General features: G+C 50.9%; 16 protein-coding genes. 13 read left to right on the top strand and 3 right to left on the bottom strand.

What is annotated here, in order from left to right:
• The first annotated feature begins 166 nt into the window (after window positions 1-166).
• The 7 genes from smc to D568_RS0110705 all read left to right on the top strand — a co-directional run bounded on the left by smc (window position 167) and on the right by D568_RS0110705 (window position 9,466).
• Complete coding sequence (gene smc / locus D568_RS0110740) at window positions 167-3,679, top strand: chromosome segregation protein SMC (RefSeq protein ID WP_020209607.1); 3,513 nt, start codon at window positions 167-169, stop codon at window positions 3,677-3,679.
• 32 nt (window positions 3,680-3,711) lie between these two features.
• Window positions 3,712-4,698 carry a cell division protein ZipA gene (zipA, locus tag D568_RS0110735; protein ID WP_020209606.1) on the top strand — a complete coding sequence of 329 codons (987 nt, stop codon included), beginning with the start codon at window positions 3,712-3,714 and terminating at the stop codon, window positions 4,696-4,698.
• A 30-nt stretch (window positions 4,699-4,728) separates the two neighbouring features.
• Window positions 4,729-6,777: an NAD-dependent DNA ligase LigA gene (ligA, locus tag D568_RS19940; RefSeq protein ID WP_020209605.1), complete on the top strand. Its 2,049-nt coding sequence runs from the start codon at window positions 4,729-4,731 to the stop codon at window positions 6,775-6,777.
• A 29-nt stretch (window positions 6,778-6,806) separates the two neighbouring features.
• Entirely contained in the window at window positions 6,807-7,232 is a 426-nt protein-coding gene (locus tag D568_RS21685) for a hypothetical protein (RefSeq protein ID WP_020209604.1), read from the top strand.
• A gap of 3 nt (window positions 7,233-7,235) precedes the next feature.
• Window positions 7,236-8,216 (top strand): porphobilinogen synthase, encoded by a 981-nt coding sequence (gene hemB, locus D568_RS0110715; RefSeq protein ID WP_020209603.1) that lies wholly within the window; start codon window positions 7,236-7,238, stop codon window positions 8,214-8,216.
• A 77-nt stretch (window positions 8,217-8,293) separates the two neighbouring features.
• On the top strand, window positions 8,294-8,611 hold the full coding sequence (locus D568_RS19935) for a DUF3012 domain-containing protein (RefSeq protein WP_020209602.1): 318 nt from the start codon (window positions 8,294-8,296) through the stop codon (window positions 8,609-8,611).
• Window positions 8,612-8,620: 9 nt separating this feature from the next.
• A complete protein-coding gene (locus D568_RS0110705; RefSeq protein ID WP_020209601.1) occupies window positions 8,621-9,466 on the top strand; it encodes an ion transporter in 846 nt (281 codons plus the stop codon).
• On the opposite strand, the gene D568_RS0110700 is transcribed toward D568_RS0110705, so the two are convergent.
• Complete coding sequence (locus D568_RS0110700; protein ID WP_020209600.1) at window positions 9,463-10,050, bottom strand: response regulator; 588 nt, start codon at window positions 10,048-10,050, stop codon at window positions 9,463-9,465. The genes D568_RS0110705 and D568_RS0110700 overlap by 4 nt on opposite strands.
• Window positions 10,051-10,179: 129 nt before the next feature.
• Here D568_RS0110700 and D568_RS0110695 point away from each other — a divergent pair, with 129 nt between their 5' ends.
• From D568_RS0110695 to D568_RS21430, 6 genes are all read left to right on the top strand, one after another.
• Window positions 10,180-11,031, top strand: coding sequence for an ATP-binding protein (locus D568_RS0110695; RefSeq protein ID WP_020209599.1), 852 nt, complete (start codon window positions 10,180-10,182; stop codon window positions 11,029-11,031).
• Between the two features lie 681 nt (window positions 11,032-11,712).
• The gene (locus tag D568_RS0110690; RefSeq protein WP_020209598.1) at window positions 11,713-12,255 is read left to right on the top strand and encodes a HEPN domain-containing protein; all 543 of its coding nucleotides are present in this window, start codon (window positions 11,713-11,715) and stop codon (window positions 12,253-12,255) included.
• Window positions 12,256-12,387: 132 nt separating this feature from the next.
• Window positions 12,388-14,412, top strand: a complete 2,025-nt coding sequence (locus D568_RS0110685) for a hypothetical protein (protein WP_020209597.1) — start codon at window positions 12,388-12,390, stop codon at window positions 14,410-14,412.
• Complete coding sequence (locus tag D568_RS0110680; RefSeq protein WP_020209596.1) at window positions 14,393-14,683, top strand: hypothetical protein; 291 nt, start codon at window positions 14,393-14,395, stop codon at window positions 14,681-14,683. Before D568_RS0110685 ends, D568_RS0110680 begins: the two co-directional genes overlap by 20 nt.
• 487 nt (window positions 14,684-15,170) lie before the next feature.
• Window positions 15,171-15,581 (top strand): hypothetical protein, encoded by a 411-nt coding sequence (locus tag D568_RS0110670; RefSeq protein WP_020209594.1) that lies wholly within the window; start codon window positions 15,171-15,173, stop codon window positions 15,579-15,581.
• A gap of 163 nt (window positions 15,582-15,744) precedes the next feature.
• The gene (locus tag D568_RS21430) at window positions 15,745-16,218 is read left to right on the top strand and encodes a DUF3592 domain-containing protein (protein ID WP_083915347.1); all 474 of its coding nucleotides are present in this window, start codon (window positions 15,745-15,747) and stop codon (window positions 16,216-16,218) included.
• A gap of 241 nt (window positions 16,219-16,459) precedes the next feature.
• Here D568_RS21430 and glgA read toward each other — a convergent pair whose 3' ends face one another.
• Both glgA and glgB read right to left on the bottom strand, forming a co-directional pair.
• A complete protein-coding gene (glgA, locus tag D568_RS0110665; RefSeq protein ID WP_020209593.1) occupies window positions 16,460-17,941 on the bottom strand; it encodes a glycogen synthase GlgA in 1,482 nt (493 codons plus the stop codon).
• Window positions 17,942-17,969: 28 nt separating this feature from the next.
• Entirely contained in the window at window positions 17,970-20,144 is a 2,175-nt protein-coding gene (gene glgB, locus D568_RS0110660) for a 1,4-alpha-glucan branching protein GlgB (RefSeq protein ID WP_020209592.1), read from the bottom strand.
• Window positions 20,145-20,506 lie beyond the last annotated feature (362 nt).

The raw sequence follows: 20,506 nt of genomic DNA, 5'->3' as shown, positions 1-20,506 counted from the left end.
GAAGGCAAAAAACTTGTCACAAACGCTGATAGGGCAGGTGTAATGCCCACGGCAAGTGTGTAGAATTCTTTGTTTTATCCGGATAATTGAACGGCCCATTGGCGTTTAAAGCATCGCGGGATCGATGCGCTGAACCGGAAAGGCATATAACGAGTGACAAGGACCTATGCGGTTAAAGTGTATTAAATTGGCGGGTTTTAAGTCGTTTGTCGACCCGACAACCGTCAACTTTCCCAGCAACCTATGCGCCGTGGTAGGCCCCAATGGTTGCGGCAAATCCAACATTATTGACGCCGTGCGCTGGGTGATGGGTGAATCCTCAGCCAAAAACCTGCGCGGCGAATCCATGACCGACGTTATTTTTAACGGCTCCGGTGGTCGCAAGCCCGTGGGCCAGGCCTCTATTGAACTGGTGTTTGATAATAGCGACGGCTCGCTGGTGGGTGAATACGCCGCCTTTACCGAAATCTCCATCAAGCGTCGCGTGAGCCGCGACGGGCAAAATGTCTACTTTCTGAACGGTGCCAAGTGCCGCCGCCGAGACATTACCGACATCTTTTTAGGTACCGGCCTTGGGCCTCGCAGCTACGCCATTATCGAGCAGGGTATGATCTCCCGCTTGATTGAAGCCAAGCCGGAAGAGCTGCGGGTTTATATTGAAGAAGCCGCCGGTATTTCCAAATACAAAGAACGCCGCCGCGATACCGAAAACCGCATGCGCCGCACCATGGAAAATTTGGAGCGCCTAACCGATATTCGCGATGAGCTAGAGCGCCAGCTGGCAAGGCTGGAACGTCAGGCCCAAGCCGCCGAAAAATACACCGAATTTAAAAAGCAAGAGCGCGTCTTAAAAGCTCAGGTGCAAGCACTGAAATATCGCAACCTGGACCAGCAGGCCAAAGGCAAACAGGATGCCATTCGCGACCTGGAATTGAAAATGGAGTCCTTTGTCACCGAGCAGGTCAACAAAGACACCCAGATTGAGAAGTACCGCACCCAGCACTCTGAACTCGGCGATAAATTTCACGAAGTGCAAGGGCGCTTTTACGCCATTGGCGCTGACATTGCCCGCATCGAGCAAAGCATCAAGCACGCCGAAGAGCGTAACCGCCAGTTGCAAACCGATCTGGAACGTACTGATCGTGAAGTGCGAGAGTCCCGTGAACGTCTTGAGCAAGATACCGAGCGCGAGCAGCAGTGGCAGGCGGAGCTGTTAGAAATAGAGCCCGAGCTTGAGCTGGTAGAGGCCGCGGAACAAAGTTCCGGCGACCTCTTGCACGAAGCCGAAGAGCTGATGCAAGCCTGGCAAAGTGACTGGGATACGTTTAACCAGCGCGCGGCAGAGCCGCGTCAGCGCGCCGAAGTACAGCAATCGCGCATCCAGCATTTAGAGCAGGTGCAAGCGCGTTTGTTAACCCGGGTTGAAAAGCTCAACGATGAAAAGAAAAGCCTGGGTGAAAACGCCGTTGAAGACGAAGACTTAGCCATCGCCCGCGAAGAGCTGGCCGAACTTGAAGTGGATATGGAAACCCGCCGCGAACGCAGCGAGGTCTTATCCGACGAGTTAGAGCAGGCGCGCAACACTGGCCGCGATATTGGCGATGAGCTAGACAGCGCCCGCGGTAAATTGCAGAGCATGCGCGGGCGTCACGCCTCGCTTGAGGCTTTGCAGCAAGCCGCGCTGGGTGAGAAAAACAAAGCCGTCACCCAGTGGTTAGAAACACAGTCGTTAACCGATGCACCTCGTTTAGCCGAGCAGGTCAGTGTAAAAGACGGCTGGGACAAAGCGCTGGAAACCGTGCTGGGCACTACCTTGCAAGCGGTGTGCGTCGACGGTGCCGATCAGGTAGCCGCGACGCTGGAAAATTTAAGCCAGGGCGAGCTGGTGCTGCTGGATGCCAGCGCCAAAGCCGCCCCGGCCACATCAGGTAAAGGCCCATTACTGGCCGATTACGTCAATGCCGATTGGGACGCTGCGGGTGTTTTGGCGGGTGTACATGTGGCTGAAGACCTCAGCGAAGCCCTGACACTGCGCGCCAAGCTGGCCGCTGGTGATACCGTCGTCACCCGCGATGGCATTTGGCTGAGTGCCCACTGGATTAAGGTAGCCCGCGATACCGATGCCAGCGCTGGTGTTATTGCCCGCCGCCAAGAGTTAGAAGCGCTCAGTGCCGAGATCGAAACCACCGAAGCGCAGGTTGACCAGCTCTCACAAAAACGCGAACAGAATCGCGAAGCCATTAAAGCGCAAGAGCAAGAGCGGGAAAACCTGCGCCGCGAACTCGACAGCCTAAACAGCCGCCACGGCGAGCTGCGCTCAAGCATCAGCGCTAAACAAGTGCAGATTGAACAGCTGGGCATGCGCAAATCTCGCCTGGAAGGTGAAATTCGCGAAGCCCGCGAGCAAATGGAGCAGGAGGCCGAGCAACTGGCCGAGGCTCGCGTTATTCTCAGCGACGCCATTGAGGCGATGGAAGCGGACACCGAAGAGCGCGAAAACCTGCTGGCCCGACGTGATGACATTCGCAGCAAGCTGGACGACGCCAGACAAAAAGCGCGTCACGACAAAGACAAGGCCCACGAGCTGCAAATGCGGGCCTCGTCGCTTAACACTCAAATAGACAGTATCAAGTTAAGCATCGCTCGACTGCAAGAGCAGAGCGAGAGCCTGACCGAACGCCGCGAACAGCTGGCCGAGTCCATGGCGGAAAACCGCGATCCGGCCGAAGAGAACAAGTTAGAACTGGAAGCACTGCTGGCAAAACGCGTCAACGTTGAAGAAGAGCTCAACGAATCTCGTCGCGCCCTTGAAGCGGTCGAACACGAGCTGCGCGAAGTTGAACAGTCGCGCAACCGTGCCGAGCAAGAAGTACAAGCGGTGCGCTCACACCTTGAGCAGGAGCGTTTGCAGGCACAAACCTTTGATGTGCAGCGCCGCACGTTGGCCGAACAGCTGGCCGAAGACAATTTTGACTTAGAAACTCTGCTGGCCAACACCCCGGAAGACGCCGAGATGGCGCCTCTTGAGGCTGAGCTTGAGCAACTGGCAAACCGAATTGCACGTTTGGGCGCCATTAACCTGGCCGCCATTGAAGAGTACAAGTCGGAGTCCGAGCGTAAAAATTACCTCGATGCGCAAAACGAAGACTTAATGGAAGCACTGGAAACACTGGAAAACGCCATTAAGAAAATCGACCGCGAAACCCGTACGCGATTTAAAGAAACATTTGATCAGGTTAACGGCGGTTTGCAGGAGTTGTTCCCCAAAGTCTTTGGCGGCGGTCACGCGTATTTGGAACTCACCGGCGAAGATATGCTCGATACCGGTATTGCGATTATGGCGCGTCCGCCCGGCAAACGTAACAGCACCATCCACTTGTTGTCCGGTGGCGAAAAAGCCCTGACCGCTATCGCCCTGGTGTTTTCAATTTTCCGTCTGAATCCGGCGCCATTCTGTATGCTGGACGAAGTAGACGCACCGCTGGACGATGCCAACGTGGGCCGCTATGCGCGCATGGTGGAAGAGATGTCCGCCCAGGTACAATTTATATACATTACCCACAACAAAATCGCCATGGAAATGGCGCATCAGTTAATGGGTGTAACCATGCACGAGCCGGGCGTATCGCGTCTGGTAACCGTAGACGTAGACGAGGCGGCCGAACTGGCCGCTGTGTAAGCAACGAATTTACAGGAATTGGAAGACTCACTATGCAAGAATGGTTAACGGTCATCGTAGTTCTGTTAATCGTCGCTATCCTCCTGGATGGCTGGCGCCGTATGCGCGCTTCAAAACGCGACAGCATAAAGGTTTCCAGACGGGCCAGGCAGTTTGAATCCGGCCCGGACTCAATTGATGAACCCTACACCAGCGAGCTTCCTAACGGTGGCGCGCGAGTCGTGGCTAAACGTGAAATTCTCGATACCCCCACACCAGCTCAACATCATGGCGACCGCGACAGCATCCCACAGCAGGTTACTTTAAACCTTGACGAGTCGGTACCCATGTTAATGGAGTCTGTCGACGAACAAACTGACATTGCCGCTGAGCCGCACGAGCGTGTCGAGCCAAGTTTCAGCGCCACTGACCCCGAAGAGCAGCACTCCCATCAGGCCGAGCCTGCTAACGAAGCCCGTCATGAGCCTTCATTTTCGGCCATCGATACAACCTCGGAAGACTCTGCGCCACCAGCATCCAGTGCCGAGATGGAGGTAGATGAGCGTCTATCCGCCAGCGACGAACCACAAACTGCGCCAGCCGCACCCGACGAAGTCATAATCATTAATGTCATGGCGCGGGAAGGGCAGGTCTTTGCCGGAGAGCGGTTGTTGGATGCGCTGTTGCAGGTCGGTATGCGCTACGGCGATATGAATATCTTTCACCGCCACGCCCGCGAAAGCGGCGAAGGCCCTGTGCTGTTCAGTCTTGCCAATATGGTAAAGCCCGGCACTTTTGATCTGGATAATATGGCCAGCTTTCAAACTCCGGGTGTCAGTCTGTTTTTAACCCTGCCGCTTAGGGTCGATAGCATTAAAGCGTTTGATATTATGCGCGACACCGCATGGGCCATTGCCGACGGTTTAGGCGGCGAGTTAAAAGACGAAAACCGCAGCGTGATGACCCGTCAAACCATGGAGCACTGCCGTCAGCGCATTGCCGAATACGAGCGTAAGCGCCTGTCACGCGCCGGCGCCTGATCCCTGTACCCGAACCATACGAGGCACCCAGTGTCGCAAGACTCTGTTTCCCCCAACGCGCGCAGCCGTATCAGCGAGCTGCGCCAGCAAATTGATGATCATAACTACCGCTATTACGCCCTTGATGAGCCCAGCATTCCCGATGCGGAATACGACCGCCTGTTAAACGAGCTGCGAACGCTCGAGCAACAGCATCCCGAGCTGATTACCGCCGATTCTCCCACCCAGCGGGTGGGCACCGCGCCGCTGGACAGCTTTGTCAGCGTGCGTCATGAAATGCCCATGCTGTCGTTGGACAACGCCTTCAGCGATGAAGATTTAACAGCGTTTGATCAGCGCCTGAAGGACCGGCTGAAAATCACCGGCGATATCGAATACGCCTGCGAACCAAAACTGGATGGTATTGCCATCAGCATTCTTTATGAGCAAGGCAAGCTGGTGCGCGCCGCCACCCGGGGTGATGGCACCAATGGCGAGGACATTACCGACAATGTGCGCACCATTCGCTCGGTGCCGTTGCAGTTGCGCGGCAGCGATTACCCCGAACGATTAGAAGTGCGGGGCGAAATTTATATGCCCAGCGAAGGCTTTGCAGCGCTCAATAAACGCGCCGCCGAAGCCGGTGACAAGGTGTTTGTAAACCCCCGCAACGCCGCGGCAGGCAGCCTGCGCCAGCTGGATTCGCGCATTACCGCAACACGCCCGCTGGAGCTTTGCGCCTACAGCGTTGGGGTGCATCAGGGTATGGCATTACCCGCCCGGCATACCGACATCTTGCATTTGCTCAAACAGTGGGGCTTTAAAATCAATCGCGAGATGATTGCCGCACGCTCCATCGCTGAATGCATTGATTATCATCAGCAGCTGGGCGAGAAGCGTGCCTCGCTTGCCTACGACATCGATGGTGTGGTGTTTAAAGTAAACGACATTGCCACTCAAGAGCAGCTTGGTTTTGTCTCACGCGCACCGCGCTGGGCAATTGCGTTTAAATTTCCCGCCCAGGAAGAGATGACCGAACTGCAAGCGGTAGAATTTCAGGTAGGGCGCACCGGTACCATAACCCCCGTGGCGCGCTTGACACCGGTATTTGTTGGCGGCGTGACCGTGTCCAACGCGACCTTGCACAACCGCGATGAAATAGCCCGTCTGGATGCCCGAGTAGGGGACACGGTTATTGTGCGCCGCGCCGGTGACGTTATTCCGCAAATTGTCGGCGTGGTCGCCGAGCGCCGCCCGGCCAACGCGGCCCCCATTGAATTTCCCTCACGCTGCCCCATTTGCGATTCACCGGCCGTGCAAGTACCGGGTGAAGCCGCCATTCGCTGTGAAGGTGGTTTGATTTGTCCGGCGCAACGCAAAGAGGCCATTATTCACTTTGCCTCGCGCAAAGCCATGGATGTAGACGGCTTGGGGGATAAACTGGTTGAACAACTGGTGGATAAAGAGCTGATTAAAACCGTCGCCGATTTGTTCACCTTGACCGCCGAGCAAGTGGCCGAGCTTGAACGTATGGGGCCGAAATCCGCCGAAAACCTGATTGCTGCACTGGAAAAATCCAAGCAGGTCAGTTTTGAGCGTTTTATTTATGCTTTGGGCATTCGTGAGGTAGGCGAAGCTACTGCGCGCAATCTGGCGGATTATTTCGGTACATTGCAGGCGCTGAGCGAAGCCGATGAAGAAGCCTTGCAGCAAGTAGACGACATTGGCCCGGTGGTAGCCCGTTTTGTGCGCGACTTTTTTATTGAGCCCGATAATTTAGCTATCATCCAAAAGCTGCGCGAGCTGGGCGTGCACTGGCCAGAAAAAACACCACAAGCCGCGGACGACACCAACGACCAACCGCTGGCGGGGCAAACCTGTGTGTTAACCGGCACATTAGAAGCCATGACCCGCGATGAAGCCGGTGAAAAACTGCGCGCATTGGGCGCTAAAGTGGCGGGCAGCGTGTCCAAGAAAACCGCCTTCGTGGTGGCCGGTCCGGGCGCGGGCTCGAAGCTCGCTAAAGCCGAACAACTGGGCGTAGAGGTTCTGGACGAGGCCGGGTTGATGGCATTGTTACAGCAGCACGGAATTTCCTAAAGGTTTAGCAGGTTGAATACATGAGTACAATGGACCCTGAATCGATAGTTTACGGTTGCATCAAAGACAGCATTGTCGGTGCCGGGCAGGGCGATCGTATGCGCGTTAACCGCGACGCAATGCTGTCGCTGCCCAAGGCTGAGCAATGGCCGTTTCTGTGCCAGGAGATGTTCTCCATTCCCGAACCCCGCTTACTCAGCACTAATTACCAAACCGAAGTGATGCACTTTGGCGCCTCCTACAAGGCTGTTGAGTACGAATGGAATCAGTGGATTGAACAGTTTGAAGGCCTGCTCAGTAAAATGTATTGGGTTTCCGCCACAGTACACCTTGAAACCGAACTCTACGGTACCCACACCTTTAGCTGGGAAAGCAGCCGCAACTTTCACGTACCCGGCTCTGGCGATATGCTCGTGCAGTGCCAGTGGAGCCACGAAGATTATTTAAGAGCCTGATTTATGAACCAAGCCATTCGCTTTCGCCGTCGTCGTCGCAGTGCAGCCATCCGCGATTTAGTCCGAGAAACCCAACTGACCACCGACGATTTAATCCTGCCGATTTTTGTGCAAGAAGGCATCTCCGAGCCGGTGACCATCGAAAGCATGCCGGGCGTTGTGCGCTACCCCGAAGATCAACTGGCCCAGGCCGTGCAAAACGCCTGGCAGCTTGGTATTAAAGCGGTGCTGCTGTTTGGCGTGTCGGAAAACAAAGATGACACCGGCTCAGACACCTGGCGTGAAGACGGTTTGCTGGCGCGTATGATTCGCACCGCCAAAGCCGCCGCCCCCGATATGCTGGTGATTAGCGACAACTGCTTTTGCGAATACACCAGCCACGGCCATTGCGGCGTGGTCTGCGATCACGACGTGGATAACGACAAAACCCTGAAAAACCTGCAAAAACAGGTGGTCAATTGCGCCCGCGCCGGGGTCGACATGATTGCCCCCTCGGGCATGATGGACGGCATGATCGCCGCCATTCGCGACGCTTTAGACAGCAGCGGCTACAGCCATATACCGGTCATGTCCTATTCCACTAAATTCGCCTCGGCATTTTACGGCCCATTCCGCGATGCCGTGGACAGCACCTTCAAAGGCAGTCGCAACACCTACCAGATGGACCCGGCCAACGGCCGCGAAGCATTGGCAGAATCACTTGAAGACGAAGCCCAAGGCGCTGATTTACTGATGGTAAAACCGGGCACCGCGTATTTGGATGTTATTGCAGACATTCGCGCCAACTCGGCGTTACCGCTGGCGGTTTACCATGTGAGCGGTGAATACGCCATGATTAAAGCCGCCGCCAGCGCCGGTGTGATTGACGAACAAGCCATTGTGCTGGAGACCATGCTGGCCTTTAAACGGGCAGGGGCGGACTTAATCATTACCTATTACGCCACTGACCTTGCTCACTGGCTAACGCCCTCGCAGGCGGACTGATTTACAGCGGGTAAGCCGTAACGCCTATTCGTTACGGCCAGTACTAACAAAAGCCAACTCATACAAACGTTAACTTTATGAATAAATCACTGCTCATCGCTTTAGTAGCGACGGTTATCGGTGTGTGTACGCTGGGCGTGGGGCTGTATATACTCGCCACCACACCAGCGCCCGCCCCGGAAACCACTCAGGTTGCACCAACGGATGCCAGCAGCTCGTCGCCTCAGTCGGTTGCGCTGGTGCCTCAACTGAGAAACAGCGATGCCTCCTTAGTACCCGATACCCAGGCGGAGCCCGGCACTGAGCCCTGGTGCGACGCCATGATGGCGACGCCAGACGGCAATTGGTCGGATAGCGACGCACGGCTGTTCTCCAAACACTGCATTTATGAATAGAGGCTAGCCGTGAGCGGTCATTCTGATTTGTCCGAATTGCATTTCGACCCCAACAGCCTGCAGGCACGTTTTCATCGCCTGCGCAGCAACAAAGCGTTTGAGTTGTTTGTGGTGGCTATTATCGTGTTCTCGGCACTGGTTATCGGCGCCAAAACTTACGATATTCCACCCCTGCTGTCACAGGTCATTGTGGTTCTCGATTGGTTAATCACGCTGTTTTTTCTGTTTGAAATCACCATTCGCTTTATCGGTGAGCCGCGCAAACGCGACTTTTTTAAATCCGCCTGGAATATTTTCGATACCTTAATCGTTGTGATCAGCTTGGTGCCCATCGAAGACAGCGACATGGCGCTGGTAGGTCGCCTGATTCGCGTGTTCCGCGTGCTGCGGATGGTATCCATTATCCCCGAGCTGCGGATTTTGCTCAGCTCGCTCATCAAAGCCATGCCTCAGCTTGGCTACGTCGCGCTGTTAATGTTTATTATCTTTTATATCTACGGCGCAGTGGGCAGCTTTTTCTTTGCCCCTATCAATGACGTGTTGTGGGGCGATATTGCCGTCAGCATGCTGACATTGTTTCGAGTGATGACGTTTGAAGACTGGACCGACGTAATGTACGAAACCATGGAGCAATACCCGCTCAGTTGGATGTACTACGTCAGTTTTATCTTTTTAACCGCTTTTGCTTTTTTGAACATGATTATTGGCATTGTGGTGAACGTGATTGAATCTGAAAACCGCGCCCGCCAGATCGAAGAGGAGGGCGAACAGCCTGCGCGCTCCGAGCTTGAAGCTCAACTGATTCAACTGCAAAAATCGGTAGATGAACTGTTGGCGCTCAACAAAAAAAGCTAAATCATGCCCGGAAAGAGGCGTTTAAACTTTCGTTCAAGCGTCTCGGCCGAAATGGGTTTAGCCAGGTAATCACTGACACCGCGCTCAATGGCTTCACGAATTTGACTCGCTTGCGTGACAGAGGTGGTCATCACGAAAACAGAGTCTTTATACCGGTCAGAGGCCTGCATAGCGGCATGAACCTCTAAACCGCTTTTAATGGGCATGTTCCAGTCCGAAAGAATAAGGTGGTAAGGAAGGTGTTTCTCGTACATCGATTTAATCGCCGACTGGCCGTCATGGACAACATCAATACTGCTAAACCCCAAGCCTTCCAGCAGTGTGGCAAGCAGCTCGGTTAGGTCTTCGTCATCGTCCACAATTAATACTCTAACCTCAGCAGGGCTGGAGGGTGTGGCGCTGGTAGGCTCCGCGCCTGCGGTAGAGTCAAACTTACCCACAATTGCGGCAAGCTGTTGCTGAACGGATTCAACCTTTTGGCGGGACTCCCCCTCAGGCATATTCGTTAATTTTTTACTTAACCAGTCACAGCGCTGCTGTAAGGTTTGCAGAATGAGAGACTTTTCCTGGGGGCTGAACTGCATGGCATCCTTCCTCTGTGTTGCACATACTATAACGTAAGATACCCAAGTTTGTGCCCCAGTAACATAAAAGTGGCGCTTGATTTTCCTGTTTCAGTTGCTATTGTGACCCTCCTTTTTCAGGAGGTCCCAATGGCTGAATTGTCTGATGTACTAACCAAGGTAGACAAATTACTGGATCGGTTGGAGCAAGTCGTGCCGCCGCTTCCCCCCCAAACACAGTGGCACGCGGATGCGTTTTACTGGGTTGCCGATTCCCGTGGCGGTTATCTGGAGGCGGTAGAAGACCCCCACCATATTCCCCTGAACGCGCTGCAGAATGTCGATCGGCAAAAGCAGGCTATCTTGCGCAATACCGCTCAGTACGCGGCAGGCAAACCCGCCAACAATATCCTGTTAACGGGCTCACGGGGCACCGGAAAATCCACCCTTATCAAAGCCTGCTGGTTTGAGCATAAAAGCCACATCAAACTGGTGGAAATTGACAAGCCCGATTTAAAAGACCTGGGGCGTTTGCTGGGTATTTTGGCAAAGCGGCCTGAGCGTTTTATCGTATTTTGCGATGACCTGTCGTTTGAAGAGGGCGAGCATAACTACAAAGCACTTAAATCGGCTTTGGATGGCTCCATCCGCGCCCCCGGCGATAACGTGCTGTTCTATGCCACCAGCAACCGCCGACACCTGCTGCCCCATAAAATGAGCGATAACCTGGAAACCGAACAGGTAAACGGTGAAATTCGCCCCGGCGACAGCATGGAAGAAAAAACCTCGCTGTCGGAGCGTTTTGGCTTACTGCTAACGTTTTACCCCTTCCGTCAGGACGAATATTTTGCGGCCTGCCATTACTGGGTTGAGTTTTTCGGCGGACAGTGGACAGATGACGTGCAGGCAGCTGCGCTGCGCTGGAGCATGACCCGTGGGTCGCGAAGCGGGCGGGTGGCTTGGCAGTTTGCGAGGGATTATGTGGGTGGAGCGGGGTTGTAGGTTTCGCTTACGCGAGTCATTGAGCTGCCGCTCTTTTATCATCATCGGCCTTGAGCCGGTGTCTAGACAAATTGCGCCGCCGGAGGCGGTAACTCTTTGTTTGCCCGTTTCGCCGGGCGGGCGAGTCACTTTTCTTTGTTTGGGCAAAGAAAACTAACGAAAAGAAAGCCCACCCCGGCATTCAGCCCTTCGGGTGCCCTCGCTACGGCCGATTTTAGGGGGCCGCATCGACACGCCGTCCCTGGCGTGGCGATGCTTGCGTACGCGTCCATGCGTACTTACCGCCCTAAAATAGGCCTTCGCTCGGCTGGATGCAGGGGATTCTAAGAGCGGTGCTTCGTAGTTGGCTGAGATTTTCTATCTCACCTTTAAGGCGCGACTTTTTATACAGGTATATTTGACCTCTATCGCCTAAAGCGCACGCATCGCTCGTAGGGCTGGCTCGCTTTGCGGTTTTCAATAATTAAAAAAACGTTTATAGTCAAATGCTTAACCAACTGGGAAGGTTAGATAACAAGACCGCCGTGAGCGAGATAATACGCATGCACACTTTGCTTCTCCTTCCCAAGACCAAGAAATTGGTTAAATAGTTTATAAATCATAAGCCTGCGTACAATTCCTAATGCTGTTTCAAGGAATGATAACGCGCATGCGCGATATACAAATGTTAGAGAAGGGAATATGTCACAAGCAAAGAGCTCATTCGAGCATGGAATAAAAGACGCAGAAGAGCTCCTTGCTCATTTCGATGCGATCAACTGCAATCCACCCCCAGCGAATGCTGAGGTGCTAAAGCGAGCTGGTTTGGTCATGGCTTTGACAGCGTGGGAAACGTACGTTGAAGACCGTATCACCGAGGCTATGGATAAACGTCTCAGTGTCGTCTCCGGTAGTTACGTTGGGGAGTTTATACAGAAAAAACTTCGACAAGAGCTAAAGCAGTTCCATAACCCAGCCTCAGATAAGACCAAAAAAATATTTCAGGACTATCTTGGGTTAGACGTTACTTCAGCTTGGTCCTGGGCGAACGTGACCCCGGAAAAAGCTCGAAAGTCGCTGAATCAGTGGATTTCAAAGCGTGGGGATGCAGTTCATCGCTCAAAGCCAATCAATAACGGATCGCCGGCCGCTCATCTGATCAAGAAAGATGAATTGGAGAAGGTGATTCGATTCCTGAGGGATTTGGTTCGCGTAACGGATGAGTATCTTGACCAACATCTCTAACAATTCGCGCCAGTACGCGGCCGATGGTCGCCGGACGTCCCTGACGGGCCGCCGCTGCGCTCCGCGTTATACGGCATTGTGCGAATGTGCGTTTCGGATCGTACGTTCTTCTAATTATTTATGGAGAAAAAATTGAAGAAAATTGACCTTCACATGCACACAGTGCCTACGATTAGTGATGCTCACTTTGATTTTTCGTTAGAGAAATTAGATGAGTATGTTAAAACAGCCGAACTCGACGCTATAGCAATAACAAATCATGACGTGTTCGATTTGGCACAATTTAGAGAAATCGATAAAGCGCTTGACTGTGTTGTTTTTCCAGGTATTGAGATAAATCTAGCTAAAGGTCATATTCTTCTCATTTCTGAAAATGAACATTTAGATGAGTTTCAAATAAAAACTCAAGCCGTAACTGAAAAAATCAAGGTTATAGGTGACTTTATTAGCATAGATGAGTTGTTCCATATTTTTGGTGACCTCAATAAGTACTTGCTAATCCCCCATTATGAAAAAAAGCCATCCATATCGCGACAGACGATTGACCAAATGGACGAATTCATATCTGCTGGTGAAGTTGATAGCCCCAAAAAATTTATTCGTTTGGCTAAAGATGACACAGAATTAACACCAGTTATTTTTAGTGATGTAAGAATTCGTGAAGGTATGAGCAAGTTCCCCTCAAGACAAACATATATCGACTGTGGAGATATTTCCCTTAGTTCATTGAAATATAGCTTGCGTGATAGAAATAAAGTATCTCTATCTAGGTCAGAGGGGAATTCACTATTTCAGGTTTTTGACGATGGTCAGAAGCTATCCACCGGGCTTAATATTGTTCTAGGTGCACGATCTTCAGGGAAGACTGAAATGCTAACTCAGATAAGCAATGACTGCGAAAATGTAAAATATATTCCACAATTTTCACTTGTTCAAAGAGATGACGTTAACTATGAAAAAGAATTCAATGACGATGTCGCTCGGAAGAAGAGTATATTCGCTGATAAGCATCTGACTCCATTCAAGACTGTTCTCGATGATGTGTTAAATATTGATCTTAGAGTTAATCAACGAAAGGTTGACGATTATCTGGCAACACTTCTAAAGTCGGCAGAAGAGGCAGAGAAATATGACGCATTCTCTAAAGTGGCACTATTTAATGAAACGCAATTTGAAGTGGCCCAGGATAAGGGGCTTGGAGATCTTGTCGGTGCTGTTCGACAACTGATAGAGAACATCGAATATAGAGGGATCATTGACAAACATATTGATGTAAATAACTTGAAATCTTTGGCAATGGAGTTAATTGAGCTTCTTTGGTCAAAAGCGTATGAAAGAAAGAAGAGAAGTTTTGTAAATGACATCGTTAGAGATGTCAAAAGTAAGCTCCAACTAAGAACGTCAGCGACACAAGTTAAAGATGTCGACCTGTACAGGGTTATGATTGAGCACAGGAAGGTTTTAAAATTCAACCAAATTGCAAAGTTACTACAAACTGAGAAGGTAATATTTCAGGAGAATATTCAGGGATTTAAGGTGGTTTGCAAGCAGCGAGCATTTAATGGTGCCGGCGAAATTTTGCGTGTAAGTGGGCAAAAGGTTGGTTTCAGCGACGCCTATAAAGAATATGCTTTACCTTATAAGTATCTCATTGCATTAAAGGAAAATGGAGCTTGGACTCAATCCGAGTTTTATAAGTACTTTGCATGCATTGAATATGAAATACTCAACAGAGATGGATTCAAGGTGTCAGGTGGTGAAAGGTCTGAATTTCGTCTTTTGCAGGAAATAAAAGATGCACAAAACTTTGATTATCTATTGATAGATGAACCAGAGTCGTCGTTTGATAACCTTTTCCTGAAAGGCGAAGCTAATCAAATGCTGAAAGAAATATCTAAGACAATGCCGGTAGTCGTTGTCACCCATAATAGTACAGTTGGAGCTTCAATCAATGCAGATTATATGGTGTACACATCAAAAGAGATTGAAGATGATGAGATCGTATATAGAAGGTATTCAGGGTACCCATCTGACAAAGAACTTTGTTCAGTTGACGGAAAAACAATAAACAATTTCCAGGTTACCATGAACACACTGGAGGCTGGCGAAGAAGCTTATGTTGATAGAAGAGGCGGCTATGAAAGCATTAAAAATTGAAAATAGTCAGGGACACTTCCTGACAGAAGACGGTACGTATGAAACTATCGATAAAATAGATAAGACAATTCTTTTGAAGTTAGTTAATGCGGCTCTAGAGGAAGGCTTCCAAATCGATGAGTACAATGAAGATAACCTAAAGAACCAAGCTCATCAAATTATATATAAAAGTATCAGTGAAAAGCTTAACGATTTACACAATAGAAGAAATCAGTTTCGTGATGAGTCAGAGCGCCTGTATCTAGATGAATACGAAAAGTATAAATCTTGATGTCGGCGATGTTGAAACCAGATCCGTTTAAATGCCGTATAACAAGTTGCTGCACACGGAAAAATTACTCGCTACGCTCCCAATTTTACGGTGAGCAAAGCGTTAAGCCGGTTGTCATGAGAGACTTCGTAGGACAAATAACATGTGGCGCTCCGCCTATCATTGCAATTTTCGGAACTATTTACCTCGCACTGACGAACATGCAATCGGCTAACGGGTTCTGGTCGAAGCAAGTGCGAACTTTTGAAGCTTGGGACTATTTCGTTCTTGGCTCAATCGTTTTAGCTTTTCTTGCCTACGCGATTGTTGCGGTGATTGGTTCAAGCTTCGTTTGGTTACGGGCGGCATCAAAGATATTAGGCGCTGAAGAAGCCAGACGTATATACCACCGAACGTACCAAACGCCCAGGCATGGGTATGGGCGAAAGTGGAGCATTCGTTTTGTAGACTGGATTCTGAAAGATGCTTAACAAGGCGCAGTCTATCTATGGCTGCCGGACGTTCACAAGGTCCCGCCGTTAAGCATTTAATCATGAATAGACAGAAAACTCTGATCTACATAATTTCCACTGTAATATTCGGCGTGTTTGGATTGCTGGCTGTAGTTTTATCGTTCGCGACTTTGTTTTTAGAGGGCAGGGTGGTCGTTTTGGGGTGGGTTATGCTGGCGCTTTCATTTTTGATTCCAGCGCTAGGTGCATACTTTATAGTAAAAATATATGGATTAGTTTGGTGGTGTCCATCATTTGCAAGCTCGCTTCCAGGTTTGATCGGTTATATCTATTTTCTATGTAAGCCATACACAAACCCAAGTATATTACTGGTGCCGATTTTTCTACTACTAATCTTAACTATTCCTACCGGATGGGCTGCTCACATAAAAAGAAGTAAAAATTGATTATCAAGAATAGAGCCGAGGGTCAGGCATTTAATTTTACATGCAACGTTTTAAGTGATCGAAACTTGTAAGGCTTGACTCAAACAGCTGTGTATCAGCCACCAATTAAAGAAGACACTCGCTTGCTCCAATTTAATTCGACCCCACGGCTAGGGATAGTAAATTGAAATTTATTAAATTGTCTTTAATTTCACTGCCACTGGCGGCAGGCCTGTTTCTCGTTGGAAGTTCGCTTTGGAACGGGGTTAATAGCGCTAAAGCTAGTTCGTGGCACTTGATTCAGGCGAAAGTTCAGGGGGCATATGACAAAGGGTATTCTGTCGTGTCCGTTACTCGCCATTTAAGCAATAGTGGATCTGGAGGTCGGTTTAGCTACTCCTATGAGTTTGCGGGGAGGGAGTATAGTTCCTCTTTTGTGGGTTTTGGTTTTTCTGGCCCAACTCAAAGTTATAGAGTCGGAGAATATATAGAGATCTATGTTAACCCAAGAAATCACGCTCAGGCATCGTTAAAGGCCGGCATTCGGAGACCACATTTAATTTCCATGGTTTTTGGTTGCTTATTTATTTTTATTGCGTTTCGCTTAAATAAAGCGTTCCTATGTCCAGCATCAAAGAATCCTGGTGTCAGGGCTTAACTTTAATATCGTTTTTGTACAAGATAAAAAATAGAGGATGGATAAGGTGCCGGGGTGATAAATGGGTTCACTAATGCCATGGCCGAATAACGGTCTATTCGATAGTTTTTTTCCAAACAAAGAGAAGTGACAGCAAGCGCGAGTATTCGCGCATATTAAAAGCCCCGTTAGCAATATCTCTTTTTAGAAGATGGGAGTCGGGGCGGTCTGCACGATGCGAATAGCCGCACAGAGCCAGTAATCACCCCTCCAGCAACCCCTGATAAAGCTCCATATACCCTTCGCAGCTGTGTTGCCAGCTAAAGTCTTTGTGCATACCGTTTAGTTGTAACTTTCGCCATAGCTCGGGTTGTTGGTAGCAGGCGAGGGCGCGATTAATACATTCGGTTAAGGCTGTTGGGGTTGGTTTGCGGAATAAAAAGCCGGTTTCATCCACTTGCTCCAGGCTTAAGTTGCCGTTTGTGTAGGCTTCCAATTGCGATTTGCAAAAATTGACCACGGTATCGCGCAAGCCGCCGACATAATGACAAATGGGTACGGCGCCATAACGCTGGCTGTACATCTGGTTCAAACCGCAGGGTTCGAACAGTGATGGCATTAAAAACATATCGCAGCCGGCTTCAACCCAGTGGGATAGTTGCTCACTGTAACCTATGGTGACGGCGACGGCCTCGGGGTATTGGTCCTGCAGTTTTAGCAGGCCCTGTTCGAATTCCCGCTGCCCGGTGCCCACAGCAACCAGCTGGCATTCACCGGCGGCCAGCAGTGGCTGCATTACTTCCAGAATTAAGCTAACGCCTTTTTGTTCCACTAAGCGACCGACAAACCCGAACATGGGAATATTGGCGTTAACGGGCAAGTTTTTTTCAGCCTGCAGTGCACGTTTGTTTTCTACGCGACGTTTTAGGCTGCGCCGAGTGTATTTGCAGGGGAGGTGACTGTCGCTGCCCGGATTCCAGACTTGGCAATCAATGCCATTCACAATGCCTGACAAGTTTGCTTTTCGGTGAGTCAATAACCCTTCCAGCCCGTGGCCGAATTGCGGTGTCTGAATTTCTTCGGCGTAGCTGGGGCTGACCGTGGTAACGGCATCAGCAAAGACAATACCCGCCTTGAGGTAAGAAAAATTCCCCCAGAATTCAAGTTTTTCGTGATGCCACCAAGCATCTGGAAGTTTCAGGGCCGCGAAGGTGTCGTAGTTAAAAATACCCCCGTAGGCGAGGTTGTGAATGGTAAATACGGTGGCAGGTTTGTTCTTGTGGCGGCTTAATAACGCTGGAACCAAACCCGTTTGCCAGTCATTGCAGTGAGTGATGTCCGGTACAAAATCAACCGGCAATTCACCTGTGGATATTTTTTCAGCGACGCGGCTAAACAAATAAAACCGCCAGGCGTTATCGTGCCAGTCGACACCGTTGCTGTCGGTGTAGGGGCCACCGTCGCGAGCTGAAAACTCTGGTGCATCCACTAACCAGGTTGTCACCCGGCTGCCGGGCAGTCTTGTTTGCCATAATTTGAGCGGCACCCCGTCGCACTCAAATTCCAGCAGTAGTTTAACGCCTGACTCTTTTGCGTTTGCCATCACCGCGCCATAAGCTGGCAGAAGCAATCGCACTTGCGAGCCGCGCTTTTGCAGGGCACGGGGCAATGCGCCGCCCACATCACCCAGCCCGCCGGTTTTAATCAGAGGGTAGGCTTCGCTGCACACAAATAAAATTTTCACGCGTTGCTCCTTTTTTCGGCGCGGTCCATTAACTCAGGGTTAAAATAATTCCTGCCAAGGGTGGCAGTGTAAGTTCCAGGCTGACGGGCTGGTTCATCCAGGGTGTGTCGTCTGCCTTTAAACTGTCGCCGTTACCCAGGTTGCTGCCGCCGTAAAATGCCGAATCTGAATTAAATACCTCGCGATACTGGCCAAGGGCCGGCACGCCTACGCGGTATCCGCTGCGAGGTTCGGGGGTAAAGTTCAGTATAATTAGGTAGGTTTGCTCATCGGCTATGCGTAAAAAGCTGATAACCGATTGGGTATTGTCATGGCAGTCCACCCAGCTGAAGCCATCACCTTGATAGCTGCGCTGATATAACGCCGGTGAGTCCCGGTACAACCGGTTCAAATCGGCAACGGTTTTTTGTACCCCGGTGTGGGCATCAAACCCCAGCAGCGCCCAATCGAGCTGCCCCTTGTCTGCCCACTCGGCCCACTGGGCAAACTCAGAGCCCATAAACAACAGCTTGCTGCCGGGGTAGGTAAATTGATAGGTGTACAGCAACCGCAGGTTGGCAAATTTTTGCCAGTAATCACCGGGCATTTTATTAATCATGCTGCCTTTGCCGTGTACTACTTCATCGTGACTAAAAGGCAGTTGGAAGTTTTCGCTGTAGGCGTACATCATGCCAAAGGTTAGGCTGTTGTGATGGTACTGGCGGAAAATGGGGTCTTTGCTCATGTAATCCAGCGTGTCGTGCATCCACCCCATGTTCCACTTGAGGGAAAATCCTAAACCACCCAGATACACAGGCCCGGATACCTGCGGCCAGGCTGTGCTCTCTTCGGCGATCATCAAGGCGCCGGGGCACTGACCATGACACTGAACGTTCAGCTCACGAATAAATTCAACCGCCTCCAGGTTTTCGTTGCCGCCGTAGCGGTTGGGTATCCACTCGCCGTCTTCGCGGGAATAATCCAAATGCAGCATTGAGGCGACAGCGTCTACCCTCAGGCCATCGATGTGAAACTCTTTTAACCAGAAAAGGGCGCTGGCGATTAAAAAGTTTTTCACTTCGTTACGGCCGTAGTTAAAGATTAAGGTGCCCCAATCTTTGTGCTCACCCAAGCGCGGGTCTTCATGTTCGTAGAGCGCCGAGCCATCAAAGCGGGCGAGGGCGAATTCATCTTTAGGAAAGTGCGCCGGTACCCAGTCGAGAATAACACCAATGCCGTGCTTATGAAGGTGGTCTACAAAGTAGCGGAAATCGTCGGCGGAACCGTAGCGGCTGGTGGGGGCAAAGTAACCTGTGCACTGATACCCCCAGGAGTCATCTAATGGGTGCTCGGAAACGGGCAAAATTTCAATGTGGGTAAAGCCCAGTGGTTTAACGTAATCGCACAAACGATGAGCCAACTCGCGGTAACTTAAAAAACCACCGTCGTCGCTGCGCTGCCATGAACTTAAGTGCACTTCGTAAACCGAAAGGGGACTGTGCTGCCAGTCCCAGCGTGCGCGCTCTGTCATCCACTCGGCATCTTGCCATGGGTAGTGGCTATCGGCCTCTACTTTGGCGGCGGTCGCCGGGCGCATTTCAAAGGCCTGGGCGTAGGGGTCGGTTTTTACCACCACTTGGGCATTTTCGCGGCTGCGAATTTCAAACTTGTAAAGCTCACCTTCCTGTAAGTCGGGAATAAATAGCTCCCAAACACCTGAGCCACCGCGCGAACGCATGGGGTGCAGGCGACCATCCCAATGATTAAAGTTGCCTACCACACTGACACGTTCGGCGCCGGGTGCCCAGGTCGCAAATAACACGCCGCTAACGCCGTCCACCTCTTTTGGGTGAGCGCCAAGCACACGGTACAGCTCCCAGTGTCGGCCCTCGTTAAACAGGTGTAGGTCGTAGTCGGACAGTTGCGGTGCGAAGGTATAAGGGTAATAGCGTTCGTGGGTGTAGCCGTTGCCATTTTGCCAAACCAGTTTATGGTGACCGCTGTTAAGGCCCTGCAAGGGCGCGGTAAAAAAGCCGCTGGCGGCAACGGGGGTTAATGGTGTTTTACCCTCTGGGGTGAGCACTGAGGGTGGCGACTCCAGATCTGGAAGGTAAACCACTAGCTGGTCTTGCTGGTTGCCGAGAACGGCGAAAGGGTCGTGATGGGCTGCTGCACTGATTCGTTGCATTTCCGGGGTAAGGTGACTTCCTTTGGCGCGCGTCATAGCTGACTTATTCCTTTTGATCTGAGCTGAACACAAAACCGTAACACACATTGGTTATAGTAGCGTTAAATCGATGCCCGCTTTGGCGACACTCTACAGCGACTAAGGTTTTCCGCAAAATGCTTTTGCACTATTGGTGCCACTCCATTGTTCGGCCTGTTACGACATCAACTTGTAGCCTCTTGACCTTTCGCTCTGTGATGCTTTGCAGGGGTTAATGGCTTTAATGATAAGTTTTGGTTTTTACAAGCGTACGACTAAGTCAGGTTGCATGATGCAAGCAGTGGACAATTTTAGATTGCACAAGCGCTTTGTGGACAAGGTCGCAAAAGCGATTTCGCTAAAGGCTTGTGGCACCTATA

Origin of the sequence: Gilvimarinus chinensis DSM 19667 (assembly GCF_000377745.1) — a bacterium.
Lineage (GTDB): Bacteria > Pseudomonadota > Gammaproteobacteria > Pseudomonadales > Cellvibrionaceae > Gilvimarinus > Gilvimarinus chinensis.
The sequence above is the reverse complement of the archived record's forward strand: the minus strand, read 5'-3'. Positions and strand labels throughout refer to the sequence as shown.